We start from the raw sequence: 14,361 nt of genomic DNA on the forward strand, positions 1-14,361 counted from the left end.
TGAAGGGATTCGTCCATGCCGTACCGAACACCGACGTGGGTACCGCCTGCCCTCGACCAGCCACCGACGACACCGCTCCTCGCCACCGCGCCCACGCACTCGACGGCCCCTGTCGCCGCCGGGTGGCTGGAGGACTACCTGCGCGACCCCGGCGGTGCCCTACTCGCGCTCCTGGATCGGCTGCGTGACCTCGCCCTGGACTGGTGCCCGGTCGCGGTCCCCGTCCTCGCGATGCTCGTCACCGGGATCGTGCTAGGCCGGCGGTGGTGGGCACGGCGCTGCCACGAGCTGCTGCTGGCCGACGCCCGTCAGGTCACGGTGCTCGCCCCGCCCACGGTGGATCCCGCGGGCGGGGCCGCGTTGTGGTCCAACCTGGTCGGGCTGCTGCGGCCCGGGTGGCGGCGGGCGTTCACCGGCCAGCCGCACGTGGCGTGCGAGTACCTGTTCTCCGAGGCCGGGGTGGCGATCCGGTGGTGGGTGCCCGGTGTCATCCCGCCCGGCCTGGTCGAACGCGCCGTGGAGGCCGCCTGGCCCGGCGCGCACACCCGCGTCGGCCCTGCCGAACCACCGCTGCCGACACCGAACGAGGGGCAGCGGCGGCTGGTGGTCGGCGGCGAGCTGCGGCTGGCGCGCCCGGAGGCGTTGCCGATCCGCAGCGACTTCGACGCCGACCCGATCCGCGCCCTGATCGGTGCTCCGGTCGGGCTCGGCCGCGAGGAGTACGCCTGCGTGCAGGTGCTGGCCCGCCCGGTCACCGGCCGCCGCGTCCAGAAGGCGCGCCGCGCCGCCCAGCGAGTCCACACCGGCGGCTCGACCCGTCTGGTCGGCCGCCTGCTCGACGTAATCACCCCCGGCACCGACAGCCGCTCCCGGCGTACGGCTGCGGTGCGGACGACGACCGGGGCCCTGCACAGCGATCCGCAGACCTCGCTGGAGTACGCGGCGCAGAACCGTGCGATCGTGGGCAAGCAACGCGGCAGCCAGTTCGAGACGGTCGTCCGCTACGCCGTGGCGACCCTTCTGCCCGCCGACGCTGACAAGGGTGAGCTCCGCCGGGTGCGGGATGTCGCCCGAGGCCGGGCACACGCACTGGCGGCGTCGTTCGCCTCCTACACCGAGCACAACCACTACACCCGCCACCGCGTCCGCCGCCCCGGTCAGGTGATCGCCTCCCGTCGTCTGGGACGGGGCGACCTGCTCTCGGTGCCCGAGCTGGCCGCGATCGCGCACCTGCCCACCGACGAGGCCATCCCCGGCATCCAACGCGCCGGAGCCCGCGCCATCGCACCCCCGCCGGGCATCGCCACGCCGGGACCCGAGGCCAAGCCGATCGGGGTCACCGACACCGGCCACCAGCGCCCCGTCGCCCTACGCGTCCCCGACGCCCGCCACCACCTGCACGTCATCGGCGCCACCGGCTCCGGCAAGTCGACCCTGCTCGGCAACATGATCCTGGCCGACGCCGAGGCGGGGCGCGGGATCGTGCTCATCGATCCCAAAGGCGACCTCGTCACCGACGTCCTGTCCCGCCTTCCGCGCTCGGCAGCCGATCGAGTCGTGCTCTTCGACGCCGACAGCAAGGCCCGGCCGCCGTGCCTCAACCCCTTGGACGGCGGCGAGACCGACCTGACGGTGGACAACCTCGTGTCGGTGTTCCGGCGGGTCTACTCGGCGTTCTGGGGACCGCGCACCGACGACGTCATGCGCGCCGCCTGCCTCACCCTGCGCGCCCAGGAAGGCGTCGCCACCTTGGCGGACCTGCCCAAGCTGCTGGCCGACGAGGCGTTCCGCAGCCGGGTCACCGCCGGGATCACCGACCCCGTGCTGCGCGGATTCTGGTCCTGGTACGAGGAACTCACCGACTCCTCCCGCTCCCAGGTCATCAGCCCGCTCATGAACAAACTCAGGGCGTTCCTGTTGCGGCCGTTCGTCCGCGACGCGATCGCAGGCGGACACTCCACCGTGGACATGGGTCGAATCCTCGACGGCGGGATCTGCCTGGTGCGCATCCCCAAAGGCTCACTGGGCGAGGAGACCATCCGACTGGTCGGATCACTGGTGGTCGCCCGGACATGGCAGGCCACCACCGGGCGGGCCCGCACACCGCAGCGGCAACGCCGGGACGCGAGCCTGGTCATCGACGAGTGCCACAACTTCCTCAACCTGCCCTACCCGATCGAGGACATGCTCGCCGAGGCCCGCGGGTTCCGCGTCAGCATGACCCTGGCCCACCAGCACCTCGGCCAGCTCCCCCGCGAACTGCGGGAGGGCATCTCGACCAACGCCCGGTCGAAGATCTTCTTCAACACCGGCCCCGAGGACTCGCGCGAACTGTCCCGCCACACCGCACCGCGACTGTCCGACCACGACCTCGCCCACCTCGGCGTCTATCACGCCGCCGTGCGCCTGGTGCTGGGCGGCGAGCAAGCGCAGCCGTTCACCGTGCTCACCCAACCCCTCCCGCCCGCCGTCTCCGGACGGGCACGGGAAATCCGCGGCATCGCACGCCGCGCAGCGCGGACTCGCGCGACCGAAACCGTCACCGACGGGCCCGCAACCACCCGCACCCGGCCGCCTCGCGGCTCGTCGGACAGTTCCCGACCCGCGAACCGGAACGAGCCCGTCGCCCACCCGCGTAGCGCCGACCCCCGCCGCAACGGCTGACCTCACCCTCGCCCGCTCTTCCACCCGCCATCACACCCCGGCGCGCTTCGCGCCGGCGCGGTTTCGCACTGCCCACCCGCCGGAGGCACCCGTCATGATCACCAACCCCACCCGCCAGCGCGCTCTGCGCGGCCACAAGCCGACCCGACCCACCCCGCGTGCCGCGAACACCGCCGAGCACCAAGCCGTGCTGGCGTGGCGGCTGACCCCGCGCGACAAGTGGATCGCCCGGATGCTCTGGGAGCACAAGGTCCTCACCGCCCACCAGATCACCGCGCTGGCCTTCCCCAGCTTCCGATCAGGCCGAATGCGGCTGCGTGAGCTCTACCTGTGGGGTGTCGTCGACCGGTTCCAGCCCTTCGTCACCCTCGGCACCGCACCCATGCACTACGTCCTGGCACCCGCCGGTGCGGCCGTGCTCGCCGCCGAGGACGGCCGCGACATCAAGGACCTCGGCTACCGGCACGATCGGGTCTTCGGCGTCGCCCACAGCCTGCGCCTGGCTCACATCGTCGGCGTCAACGAGTGGTTCACCGCCCTGGTCGACCGTGCCCGCCACCCCCACCCGGGCGAACAGGTCGAGCTGGCGGCGTGGTGGTCGGAGATCCGCTGCGCCCGCCACTTCGGCGATCTGGTCAAACCCGACGGCTACGGCCGCTGGCGACACCACGACCAACACGGTGACCGGCAGGTCGAGTGGTTCCTCGAGTACGACTTCGGCACCGAGGCGCTGGCCAAGCTCGCCGGGAAACTCGCCGGCTACGCCGCCCTCGCCCAAGCCACCGGCATCACCACGCCGCTGTTGGTGTGGCTGCCGACCTCGCGGCGCGAGGCCGCCGCCCGCCCGCTGCTCGCGAAGGCGTGGCGCGACCTCGACGACCGGCGCTGCGTGCCCATCGCGACCGCGGCGGCCGAGCTGCTCGACCCCGAGGCCGTCCGGCCGAGCCCGGCCGACGAAGTCTGGCTGCCGCTCGACGCCCCGACCGGAGCGTCCCGACGAGCGCTGTCGCGTTTGCCTGATGCCTGGCCGCACGTACCGCCACCGGTCACGCCCACCGAGGAGACCTCCGAGGGGGCCGACTCGCCGCAGCCGATGTCGCCTCCGCCCTCGCCGATGCCGCCCACCGCGACCGGCCCACGGGTGCCACGCAGGGCGGGCCGGCGGGGAAGGTGGTGACAGCGTGCTGGCCAGGATCGCCATCGGAGCGGCGGCCTTGTTGCTGCTCATCCCCGTCATGATCGGCCAAAGCATGAATGCCGTGATGGGGGCACTGTTCGGCAGCTCCTCGAACACCACCATCACCTGCACGGAACCGATCATCGACATCCCGGCCGACTACTGCCTGCTCTACGTCACCGCGGCCACGGCGTGTCCCGGCCTGGACTGGACCGTGCTCGCGGCGATCGGCAAGGTCGAGACCGACCACGGCCGCCTCGCAGCACCCGGCGTGACCGAAGGCGAGAACGTCGCCGGGGCCGGCGGGCCGATGCAGTTCCTCCAACCGACCTTCGACGGCGTCATCGCCGCACACCGAATCCCGCCCGGCGGGGCCAGCCCGCCCTCGCGGTACAACCCGCACGACGCCGTCCACGCCGCGGCCTTCCTGCTCTGCGACGAAGGCGTCCGCCGAGGCGAGCTCCGGGCGGCGATCTTCGCCTACAACCACGCCGACTGGTACGTCGACATGGTCCTCGAACAGGCCACCAAGTACGCCGAGGCGGCCGCGGCCAGTGTCGGCAACGGCGACTGCAACGCCATCCAGGCCCCCAACGCCGTCACCCTCGCGGCGATCAACTACGCCTGCGGGATGCGGGGTCTGCCCTACGTGTGGGGCGGCAACGGGCCTGACGACGGCGACGCGGGCTTCGACTGCTCGGGCCTGACCACGGCCGCCTACGCCGCCGCCGGAGTGACCCTGCCCCGCACCGCCCAGACCCAGTTCGACGCGGGCCCGCGCGTCCCGGCCAGGCACCCACTGCTGCCCGGTGACCTCGTCTTCTACGGCACACCCGGCAACATCCACCACGTCGGCCTCTACATCGGCGGCGGACTGATGATCAACGCCCCGACCTTCGGGCAACCGGTGCGGATCGACCACTACCGGTACAACGGCGACGACTACGCCGGCGCGACCCGCCCGGCGGCCCCTATCGCGGCGTAACGGGTTCCACCTCGCCCACGCCCGCGCCGACGATCGCGGCGAACGGTTGGCCGTACTGATCGACCAGCACCACCTGCTGGACGAACGTCGGCCACGCGACCGGATCGAGCGGGATGATGTTGTGGGCGCTGACGAGCTCGAACAACATGGTGATCACCGCGCGGCTCGTCGCAGGTGCGGGGACGGTGTCGAAGCCCTCGACGCGGATGTGCAGCATCCGCTGCCACGGGAGCACGGTCACGACCGTGCGGGTGTACGGCGGAAGATCGCCTCGCTTACGTGCCTCGGTGATGTCGTGAGAGATGCGCACTGCGATGGCTTCCAAGGTGTGGCCGGGGCCGTCTCCGGCCTTCGCGCCCCGCACCATCGCGCTGTCCGGGGTGCGTAGGAATCCGTCCACGGTATGCCTTCCCAGGGGCGGGCCGGCCGGCCGACCGTGCACGTCGACATGGGTGGCCCGGCCGTCGGACAGGGGGTCACCGCCGGCGGCGTGGTTGGATCGTCTGTCCTCGGCCGACGCGCAGTTCGGCGCGCAGGTCACCGAGAGTGCGTCCGTCCGAGGTTCGTTTCCACGCCTTCCAGCCGTTCTGCGGCTTGTCGCCGAGCGCGGTCATCGGGCCGGAGGGGTTGACGTAGGCGCGGCCGTCGGCGATGACCAGGGTGCCGTCGGAGCGGATGCGGGCGGTGTGTCGGGCACCGCGCGCCGGACGGTCCCAGACGAACTCCTCACCCGCGTGGATCAGGCCGGCGGCGAGCAGGTCCACGAGGCCGCCGTTGCCGCCCCAACCCCGCAGGGGTCGACCGGCTGTCGCGCCTGTCGGGACCGGTGCGGCCTCGGTCGCTTCGACGTGCAATTCCATGATCGCCGCTGCGGTCACCGCGACGGTCCAGGGCCAGCGCGTGTCCATCCCTTCCCACTCGCCGACACGCATCCACCGGTTGCCGTGGGCGAGCAGCATTTCCACGTCCACCTCGTCGTCCGGCGACTCGCTGTCGGGTGCGGTCAACACGAGAACGAGATCGCCCTCGCACATTGCGGCCTGCGGCCGGTCGGGCAGCCAACACCCGGCGAACAGCGCGACTTCGCCTTCCCGATCGGGGTCGGTTGCACCCAGGACATCCGCTGCCAGCACGAGCAATCCCCACGTGTTCTCGGGTTGCCGCATCGGCGTGGCGGCGACCGACGGGGCGAGGATCACCGCATCGGGCGGAAGCCCTTCCTGCCACAACATCGTCGCCTCGTCGTCGTCCTGTGACGTGACGGGGAACGGTTCAGGCGGAGTCGCCGCGGTGTCGTCGCCCAGCCCGGCGACGGCAGCGTGCGGGTCGGGGTCAGGGGGCGTCGGTGAGGTGGTGTCGGTGGTCATAATTTTTGTGTCCCCTCGGGTTTGGGTCATCCAGGGCCGAACGGCCGACCTGTATGGACGCTTCGTGACCGCCGCGGTGTCAACGCGCAATGTGCGACCGGCGACGAAGTGAACCCTTGTGGGTTAACGGTTTGCCATCTTGTGGGGCGTCTACCTGGGGCAGAGGATCGATCCGGCTATTCCCGCTTGACTTCATGGCGGCAAGGAAGCGTCCATAGTCGTGTGGCCCGAAACCACCGGATGCGCACCGGGGGCCGCACACGCTCCGGCCGGGGCATGACCACTCACCCACACATCACTTCCTGCGAGGCAGTCATGTCCACCAACGCCAACCCGACGCTGCAAGCCGTCCCCAATCCCGGCAAACCACGCACCGAAACCGAGGAAAAGCTGTGGCAGGCCCTGCTCGACCACCCCGCCAGCACCGCTGTCGCGCTGTCGACCGCCGCCGGAATCGGCAAGTCCACCGCGCCGAAGATCCTCGCCCGCTGGGAGAAGGACGGCCTCGTCGCCCGCACCGCCGGGATCGCCGACGGCGGGTCGCGCCCCGCCGACCGCTGGTCGATCACGACCGAGGACCGGCACACCGACGAAGAACAAGCCGTGGCCCAAGGACCGGTTGGTGACCAACCCACCTCCGCTCAGCCCGCTCCGGAAAACGACACACCCACCGACGACCAGCCCACCGCGTCGGGTGACCCACAGGTGGATGCGCAGCCGAAGGGCGAGCGACTGGCACCGGGGGCGTTGCGCGGGATGGTCGAGGACTACCTACGAGAGCACCCCGACCAGGACTTCACCCCGAACGTGATCGGCAAGGCACTGACCCGGTCGGCCGGTGCGGTGCACAACGCGCTGGAAAAGATGGTCGACGGCGGCTACGCCGTGCGCACCAGCGACAAGCCCAAAAGGTACGCGCTCGCCCCGGCCTCCGACGACTCCACCACGAACAGTTGAAGGACCCGGGCGGGATCACCACCCGTCTTACGTCACTCACACCCCGACGACATAACGGGAGCACCACCATGCGCACCTGCCGCCCGGCGGACGCCACGGCCGCCGATCACGCAACCCTCACCCCCACACCGCACGACCCTGCCATCGCGGACTTCTACGACCAGCACAGCACCGAATCCCGATGGCTCGGAGCCGTCCAAGGCCACGCCGACCCGGGCTCACTGCGCACGATCGACATCGGACGAAAGATGTTGGAGGCGACCGACCCGGACACCTTCGCCTCGGCCGTGGCCGACCTGCTCGACGTGTGGGCAGACCGGGACGACGGTCTGAGCCATCCGCCGTCGGACGGGTGGCCATGGCCGTGGCCGGACTCCCGCCACGCCGACTGGGTCTACACCTTCGACGGACACCGCGTCTGGGTCGTCACCGACCGCACCACGGTCGGCACGGCCATCCCGACAGCCCTGATTCCCGACCCCGAAGACGTCCTCGCGCGACGGGTCGAACTGCTCGACGACCTACACCGGCGAACCGACCCCACCGCCGAGGACCACCCCAACGCTCCCGGACAACCCAGCCCTCGCCGCAGCCGCTTCGACCTGTTGCACGAACACGTACTCCGCGCCGGCGACCGCACGCAGCCGTTGACCGACCGCGAGATCGCCCACCTGGCGTTCGCGCTGACCAACCCGCTGGTCCGCGACGCCTGCCTGTCCTTCGCCATCAGCGAGCACGCCCACCACGCCGAGGCCCTGTGGACCGAACTGATCAGGACCAGCCCCGCGCCCGAACGAGCCGAACCCGCCGCGCTCCTGGCCGCCTACGCCTGCCTGCGAGGAGACTTCGACCTCGCCGCCGCCGCGATCGGCCACGCCGAGCGCAGCCACCCCGGGCACCGCCTCAGCGAACTGCTCGGCACCGCACTACGCAACGGCATCGACCCACAAGCCCTACCCGAACTGGCACGACACAGCCGGGAACTGATCACACAGCTCTAACCCCGAGACCTCCGACGGGAGTGCCCCTCAACCAGCCGTCGACGGCTCGGCCAGAGCCATCGACGGCTTCTCCGCGGCCCATCCCCAGGCCACACATACGGGACGGTGCCGCCGGTCAGATAGTCCCAGCGCTGGTCCGCCCTAATCCGCTTGGTCGCCCTCATACGGGCCGATGGCGAGCCGTGTTCGTCAACCAAAGCCGTACCCAGGCTCGACTCTGCACTGCGAGCCGCTGACCGAGGTCTCGCTGGCCTGTGCCGACCCGTGGGCATCCGCATCCCGGATCGGCGACGCACTGAAGCTCACCTGATCCGACACACCCGGATCCAATCGACTCGGGTCGCAGGGCGCGCCTGGACCAGCTCCTCCGCGGTTCGGTCGCCTTGGCTGCCCACTTGAAGACGCTCCGGCAACACTGACCTGTCGTCGCATGAACCGAAGCTTCACCAACCGAATTCAGTCAATACTGAAGTACTAGTGAGAATGCGGATGGACAGCGACATTCACAATTCCCGGCACCGTGCCCTCCAGCCGTTGTGTACGTTCCCGGACCACCGATGTTGCGCTGCGACAGCCATGTCGTCAGCGCGGCCGGTCGCGTGTACATCACTTCACCGCCGCGCCGGTGTTGACCTTGCCGCAAGGTGGTCCGGCCATCGGCCGGGCCACCTTGCGGCCTATCCGTGACCCCGGCTCCACCGGACCCGCGGTGGGTACCCCTGCCAGCCGACTGCACCGTGAGCCTGCACTCTATCGGCGTTGGCGTCACTCCGGACTTGGCAGGTCGTCCGGCACAATGTCCGACAATGGTTGCCCCAAATCCCGCCGGAAGGCGTCAGCTGTCGAGATTATCTCCAATTCCGCCAGCACATGTTCGTCGGAACTGACGAACCCGTGACCGTCCAGACTCGCCCAGAGATGGTGCGCCGCATCCAGCAGCGCCGACCGCCGCTCGCCGGGATCGACCGCCACGGCGGCGGCACGAACGAACTCTACCGCCATGTCCGTGTCGGAACCGTCGCCGGAGGCCCACCACGAGGCCAAAGCGTATTCAATTCTCACCCGGTCGAGCAGCGGAACCGGATGGTGCGGGCGATCGACCCATCGTTCGACGCGCGCGAGGGTGCGCCGCAATTCTTTCTCGAATGGATGCACCTCTGCACCGTATCGCATGCTCCGACGCGACCCGAATAATGCGGACACGACACGAGTGTTAATGTGCGCTGTGCACGGAGGCGGGCGGTCCCCCGGAACACCGGTGGCGGCGCAGCGGGCCGGCGCGTCAACTAGCTTTGCCACCGGCGGCCTCCGTGCACCTTCCCGACGCCGACAGACCCACGGGCACGACAGCGCCCACAGCGAATACGTAATTCGACGCGGTCCGCAGCACGGCGTCGGTGGCCGAGAGCGCGGACGCGGCGGGTCTGCACCGGGCGGAAGCGCGTCGACCACCAGGACGCAGTGGCCGAGGCGAGTTCGGCAGCACACCGACCACGATGGGCGTAGGGCGACGCCAGACCCACCCACCACGCCCAACACCACGTCGACCAAGCGCACGAACCGGCACGACACGCATCGCTCTCGCCGAGGACGTCCGACACGCCGACCGGGCGCGCAGGCCATCGAGCAGCAACCGGCCATCGATGTGGTAGCAATACGTAAGGTAACCGACGGCCGACCACACCAGGTCAGGCACCACGCGCCACCGCTATAAACGTGCGATCTCCGCGAATCTGGTAATTTCCGCTGAAATGGCGGATCTGAGGGGTTGCTGTGGACACGCCGCGTCTGCTGAAGCTGTCGTTCGGGATCCGTGACCCTCCGGGGCTGTGCGCCAACATCCACGCCAACCGGATCGAGGCAGCGGTCGCGGCGTTCGTCGGCGCGGTGCAGAGCCTGGCCGGCACGGTGTTCCCGCCGTGGGACGACCGGATCGTCGCCGGCCACAGCCGGTTCTACGAATGGCAGGCTGGCACCACCGTGACCACGCTGCCCAGCACGGAGAAGAACACGGTGCCCGCGGGCAAGGACGCCTCACCTCGACACGAACCCGGACCACATCACCCGAGAAGGAGATCATGAGCATCGACGAGCGCGAGCAGTACGCCAAGCAGATCCGCGCGGCACTCGAGGAGGCGGCCGCGGAGTACGAGCAGCTCGCCGCAGCGCTGCGGCGTCTGAACAGCATGGTCGACCGGATCGGGCAGACACACGCCAGCGGGTCGATCACCGCCAACACCATCGCCGTCGAGGCCGCGCGGGCGATAGGCCGCAACACACCGAGCCTGGCCACACTGCTGGCCCGGACCGGGGAATACGACTCCGAGGTGCCCAAACTCCCCAACGCGTAGGAAATCCGCCTCGGGCGCGACGACTTCATCGTGGCCGCGTGGCGGAACAGGGAAGGAGCCCCGCTGCGCCGGACGCAGACCAGGACCGACCTATCACCTCGAAGAGGACGGACGTCATGTCGATCAACTTCTACCTCCGGACCCCGCACGACGCGCCGGATGCCGAGGGCCTGCACATCGGCCAGGACGCCGCGCGGACGCAGTTCCTGTTCCGTGCCCACCCCGCAATGGGCCTGACCAACGCCGACGCCTGGCGGTCCTTCCTGGAACGGCCCGGCATGACGATCGTCAGCGAGTACGGCGCCGAGTACCCGCTGGAGGAGTTCTGGGCTCGGGCCACCCTGCGACCGGCCGACGCTGGCGGACCGAACGCGCTGTACCCCCGCTGGCCCGCGGGTGCCCGTGGCTCCCGGGAATGGAACGACGCCGCCGGACACCCCTTCGCCGACTACGAGTTCTCCTGAAGCGGGCGGAACGGCAGCCCGTCACACCGCTGATCGTCCCACGACGTCCCTGGGTATTCGCCGACCGGGAAGGGGCCAGCCAGCGTGGCTGACCGACCGGCAACCGCGGCTGGACGCCGCACAACGCGACGCCGCCGATGCGCAGCGGCCGTGGTCGCCAAGCCACCGGACCGCTACGCGCGGCGGCCAAGCACCACCAGCACGGCACCACCAGCACGGCCACCAAGCGCACCAGCACCACCCGGAATGTCAGGGGCAGGGCGTCGATCGCCTGTCAGTGACGAAAGGGCCAGGGGCTCGGCGTCCGGGCCGGCGGAGCCGTCGTTATGCGGGTGGGCCGATGCCGGTCGGGTGAATTCCGCCGACGCCGGCCGGCGCAGCGGCGGGGCGGTGCCACGCTGTGCGCCATCAGCCGGCGACCGGACCGGGAGGTGCCCGCGGTGGTGACACCCGAGCTGCGGCAGCCCGACGACCCTGCGGAGAACGATCCCCTGGAGGACGACCCGCCGCCCAGGGCGGGCGACGACGGCCCGACGCAGGTCCGCAACACGATGTCGGGGACCGTGGGCGTAGCGGTGCAGGCCGGTGCGGTGCACGGCGACGTGACGCTGCACGCCGCGCCGCTGCCGCCCGCGCCGGTGGTGCCGCGGCAGCTGCCCGCCGCACCGGCCCTGTTCGCCGGGCGGGCGGAGGAGCTGGCCCGGCTGGACCGCGTGCTGACCGCCACCACAACGCCCGCCGACCCGGCGGGCGGTGGGCAGGGCGCGACGGTGCTGGTCTCGGCGATCGGCGGGGCTGGCGGCATCGGCAAGACCTGGCTCGCGCTGGCCTGGGCACACCGCCGGCTGGAGCGGTTCCCCGACGGGCAGTTGTTCGTGGACCTGCGCGGGTTCAGTCCCACCGGCGAGCCGGTGGAGCCGGCGGTGGCGGTGCGCGGGTTCCTCGACGCCTTGGGCGTCGAGGCGAACCGCATCTCCACCGACCTCGACGCCCAGGCCGCGCTCTACCGCAGCCTGGTCGCCGGGCGGCGGATGCTCATCGTGCTGGACAACGCCGCCACCAGCGACCAGGTCGCACCCCTGCTGCCCGGCTCGCCGTCCTGCACGGTGCTGGTCACCGGCCGTCACCGGCTGGCCTCGCTGATCGACCGGCACGGCGCCCGCCACCTGCCCCTCGGCGCCCTGACCCACGAGGAGGCCCGCGGCCTGCTGGCCGCCCGCCTGGGCGCCGACCGCGTCGCCGCCGAACCCGACGCCGTGGACGAGGTGATCCGGCTGTGCGGGGGCCACCCGCTCGCGCTGTCGATCACCGCCCGCACCGCCGAGCCCCACCCCGACGTCGCGTTGGCCGAGACCGCCGCCGAGCTGCGCGACCTCGGCCTGGAGGCCCTCGACCACGACACCGACCCCGCCGCCAGCCTGCCCACCGTGCTGTCCTGGTCCCTGCGCCACCTCACCGACACCCAGCGCACCGTGTTCGCCCTGCTGGGCATCGCCCCCGGCCCCGACACCACCCCACCCGCCACCTCCGCCCTCACCAGCCTGCCCGACCGCACCGCCCGCAGGACGCTGAACGGGCTGGAGAACGCCTCACTACTGGAACGGCGACCGGGCGGCCGCTACGCCATGCACGACCTGGTCCGCCGCTACGCCAGGAACACCGCCCACACCACCCTGCCCGAGCACGTGCGGGAAGCGGCCCTGACCCGGATGGGGGACTTCCACCTGCACACCGCCCACACCGCCGACCGCCTCCTGGACCCCCACCGCGCGCTCGTGCGACCCGAGCCGCCCGCCGCCAGCGTGCACCCGCACCCGCTGCCCGACACCGCCGCGGCGCTGGCCTGGCTGGAAGCCGAGCACGCCACCCTGCTGGCCACCCAACGCACCGCCGCCACCCTCGGCCACCACCACACCGTCTGGCACCTGGCCTGGAACCTGACCGTCTTCCACCTCCGACGGGGACACCTGCACGCTGCAGTCACCACGTGGCGGGCCGCACTGGAGGCCTCCGATTACCTACCCGACTCCACCACCCACAGCCGCGCCCACCGGCACCTCGGCCGCGCCTGTTCCCTGCTGGGCCTGCACGAACAAGCCACCACCCACCTGGAGCAGGCCCTCGACCTGGCCGTACGCCACCACGACCCCACCGAACAGGCCCACACCCACCAGGTGCTCGCGATCGCCTGGGAACGACGGGGGGACGACCGGCAGGCCCTCGAGCACGCCCACCACGCCCTCGACCTCATTCGCGCCCTCGACCAGCCGGTGTGGGAAGCCAACGCGCTCAACCAGGTGGGCTGGTACGCCGCCCGCCTGGGCCGGTTCGACACCGCCCGCGAACACTGCCAGGCCGCCCTCACCCTGCACCGACACCACCACGACCCCGGCGGTGAGGCGGCCACCCTGGACAGCCTGGGCTACATCGCCCACCACACCGGCGACCACCACCAAGCCCTCAACCACTACCACCAGGCCCTCACCCTGAACCGCGACCTCGGCCACGCCTACACGGTCGCGGACAACCTAGACGGCGTGGGCCATTCCCACGCCGCCCTCGGCCGGCACGAGCAGGCCCGCACGGTGTGGCGGGAGGCGCTGCAGCTGTACCGGGAACAAGGCCGCGACGCCGACGCCGACCACGTCGAACACCAACTCGACAACCTCGACCACGCCGGCTGACAGGCAGTGACGCCTACCTTGCGCGAGACCGAGGTGCACCTCGCGGCCGGACACGACCAGCACGCAGGCCGGCCCGTGGCCACCCGACGTCGACCACGCCGAGGCGCACGCGGCCGCCGGCTGGACCACGACCACGCACTGAACGCGGTGCAGCCGAACCCCCCGGACATCGACCACCCGGTCGCTGAGAAGAACACGGCCGCGAACACCACACCGACCGGCCGAGCAGGCCAAGCCCGGGTGCCAGAGACCGGTCCCCTGCCGTCATGCCCGCGACACCCCTACTTCCCCGGCGGCCATGACCGAGCGCGTGATCCGAAAGCTAACGGCTTGTCCGTGCTCGTTGTTAGGTCTCGCTGTTTACTGCGGAGTGCGGATGAACGTCAGGAACCGTTGTTCGGCCTCGAAACTGTCGCGAGCGGTGAGGACGGTGGTCAGTAGTTGGACGGCGTGACTCTCGGAGTCCAGGCGCACAACGTGACGGTCATGGGTGAGGGGCAGGCCGAGTGCGGTGACGATGCGCCAGTCGGACTGGCGGGCGCGGTCGGCGCAATAGTAGCTGCCGACGAGCCTGCCGTCGCGGGTGACGGTGCCGTACAGCGTTTGTTGGGCGTCGGCCGGGTCGGCGACGATCGCGGTCACCTCGCAGCCGTTGTCGGTGAAGCGGCGTGTGACGATCTCGATCTCGGGGGCGTCGTGCGGTGTCATCGC

13 protein-coding genes are annotated in these 14,361 nt (G+C 71.0%); 9 read left to right on the forward strand and 4 right to left on the reverse strand.

From position 1 onward, the window contains the following. Window positions 1-15: 15 nt before the first annotated feature. From ACWEFJ_RS30615 to ACWEFJ_RS30625, 3 genes are all read left to right on the forward strand, one after another. Window positions 16-2,664, forward strand: coding sequence for a helicase HerA domain-containing protein (locus tag ACWEFJ_RS30615; protein WP_449715842.1), 2,649 nt, complete (start codon window positions 16-18; stop codon window positions 2,662-2,664). 94 nt (window positions 2,665-2,758) lie between these two features. Continuing rightward, entirely contained in the window at window positions 2,759-3,841 is a 1,083-nt protein-coding gene (locus ACWEFJ_RS30620) for a replication-relaxation family protein (RefSeq protein WP_449715843.1), read from the forward strand. 4 nt (window positions 3,842-3,845) lie between these two features. Continuing rightward, window positions 3,846-4,826: a C40 family peptidase gene (locus tag ACWEFJ_RS30625; RefSeq protein ID WP_449715844.1), complete on the forward strand. Its 981-nt coding sequence runs from the start codon at window positions 3,846-3,848 to the stop codon at window positions 4,824-4,826. Here ACWEFJ_RS30625 and ACWEFJ_RS30630 read toward each other — a convergent pair. Further along, entirely contained in the window at window positions 4,813-5,226 is a 414-nt protein-coding gene (locus tag ACWEFJ_RS30630; RefSeq protein ID WP_449715845.1) for a hypothetical protein, read from the reverse strand. The genes ACWEFJ_RS30625 and ACWEFJ_RS30630 overlap by 14 nt on opposite strands. A gap of 76 nt (window positions 5,227-5,302) precedes the next feature. Continuing rightward, complete coding sequence (locus tag ACWEFJ_RS30635; RefSeq protein ID WP_449715846.1) at window positions 5,303-6,193, reverse strand: restriction system modified-DNA reader domain-containing protein; 891 nt, start codon at window positions 6,191-6,193, stop codon at window positions 5,303-5,305. Window positions 6,194-6,508: 315 nt separating this feature from the next. Here ACWEFJ_RS30635 and ACWEFJ_RS30640 point away from each other — a divergent pair, with 315 nt between their 5' ends. Together ACWEFJ_RS30640 and ACWEFJ_RS30645 are read left to right on the forward strand one after the other, a co-directional pair. Then, window positions 6,509-7,150, forward strand: coding sequence for a MarR family transcriptional regulator (locus tag ACWEFJ_RS30640; protein ID WP_449715847.1), 642 nt, complete (start codon window positions 6,509-6,511; stop codon window positions 7,148-7,150). A 68-nt stretch (window positions 7,151-7,218) separates the two neighbouring features. Continuing rightward, window positions 7,219-8,151, forward strand: a complete 933-nt coding sequence (locus ACWEFJ_RS30645; protein ID WP_449715848.1) for a DUF4192 domain-containing protein — start codon at window positions 7,219-7,221, stop codon at window positions 8,149-8,151. A 765-nt stretch (window positions 8,152-8,916) separates the two neighbouring features. Here the strand turns inward: ACWEFJ_RS30645 and ACWEFJ_RS30650 are convergent. Next, window positions 8,917-9,306, reverse strand: a complete 390-nt coding sequence (locus ACWEFJ_RS30650; RefSeq protein WP_449715849.1) for a hypothetical protein — start codon at window positions 9,304-9,306, stop codon at window positions 8,917-8,919. 618 nt (window positions 9,307-9,924) lie between these two features. Between ACWEFJ_RS30650 and ACWEFJ_RS30655 the strand changes: the two genes are divergently transcribed. From ACWEFJ_RS30655 to ACWEFJ_RS30670, 4 genes are all read left to right on the forward strand, one after another. After that, window positions 9,925-10,233, forward strand: a complete 309-nt coding sequence (locus ACWEFJ_RS30655; RefSeq protein WP_449715850.1) for a hypothetical protein — start codon at window positions 9,925-9,927, stop codon at window positions 10,231-10,233. Then, the gene (locus tag ACWEFJ_RS30660; protein WP_449715851.1) at window positions 10,230-10,502 is read left to right on the forward strand and encodes a hypothetical protein; all 273 of its coding nucleotides are present in this window, start codon (window positions 10,230-10,232) and stop codon (window positions 10,500-10,502) included. Before ACWEFJ_RS30655 ends, ACWEFJ_RS30660 begins: the two co-directional genes overlap by 4 nt. A gap of 116 nt (window positions 10,503-10,618) precedes the next feature. Continuing rightward, a complete protein-coding gene (locus tag ACWEFJ_RS30665; protein WP_378091965.1) occupies window positions 10,619-10,966 on the forward strand; it encodes a hypothetical protein in 348 nt (115 codons plus the stop codon). A 440-nt stretch (window positions 10,967-11,406) separates the two neighbouring features. Next, window positions 11,407-13,650 (forward strand): ATP-binding protein, encoded by a 2,244-nt coding sequence (locus ACWEFJ_RS30670; RefSeq protein WP_449715852.1) that lies wholly within the window; start codon window positions 11,407-11,409, stop codon window positions 13,648-13,650. 360 nt (window positions 13,651-14,010) lie between these two features. Here ACWEFJ_RS30670 and ACWEFJ_RS30675 read toward each other — a convergent pair whose 3' ends face one another. After that, complete coding sequence (locus tag ACWEFJ_RS30675) at window positions 14,011-14,358, reverse strand: hypothetical protein (RefSeq protein ID WP_449715853.1); 348 nt, start codon at window positions 14,356-14,358, stop codon at window positions 14,011-14,013. Window positions 14,359-14,361 lie beyond the last annotated feature (3 nt).

This window comes from Actinosynnema sp. NPDC004786 (genome assembly GCF_053601135.1).

Bases quoted from the DNA above. Each gene is read 5' to 3' on its own strand.
- ACWEFJ_RS30620 (WP_449715843.1), top strand. From the start codon at position 2,759: ATGATCACCAACCCCACCCGCCAGCGCGCTCTGCGCGGCCACAAGCCG.
- ACWEFJ_RS30615 (WP_449715842.1), top strand. From the start codon at position 16: ATGCCGTACCGAACACCGACGTGGGTACCGCCTGCCCTCGACCAGCCA.
- ACWEFJ_RS30665 (WP_378091965.1), top strand. From the start codon at position 10,619: ATGTCGATCAACTTCTACCTCCGGACCCCGCACGACGCGCCGGATGCC.
- ACWEFJ_RS30675 (WP_449715853.1), bottom strand. From the start codon at position 14,358: ATGACACCGCACGACGCCCCCGAGATCGAGATCGTCACACGCCGCTTC.
- ACWEFJ_RS30645 (WP_449715848.1), top strand. From the start codon at position 7,219: ATGCGCACCTGCCGCCCGGCGGACGCCACGGCCGCCGATCACGCAACC.
- ACWEFJ_RS30660 (WP_449715851.1), top strand. From the start codon at position 10,230: ATGAGCATCGACGAGCGCGAGCAGTACGCCAAGCAGATCCGCGCGGCA.
- ACWEFJ_RS30640 (WP_449715847.1), top strand. From the start codon at position 6,509: ATGTCCACCAACGCCAACCCGACGCTGCAAGCCGTCCCCAATCCCGGC.
- ACWEFJ_RS30635 (WP_449715846.1), bottom strand. From the start codon at position 6,193: ATGACCACCGACACCACCTCACCGACGCCCCCTGACCCCGACCCGCAC.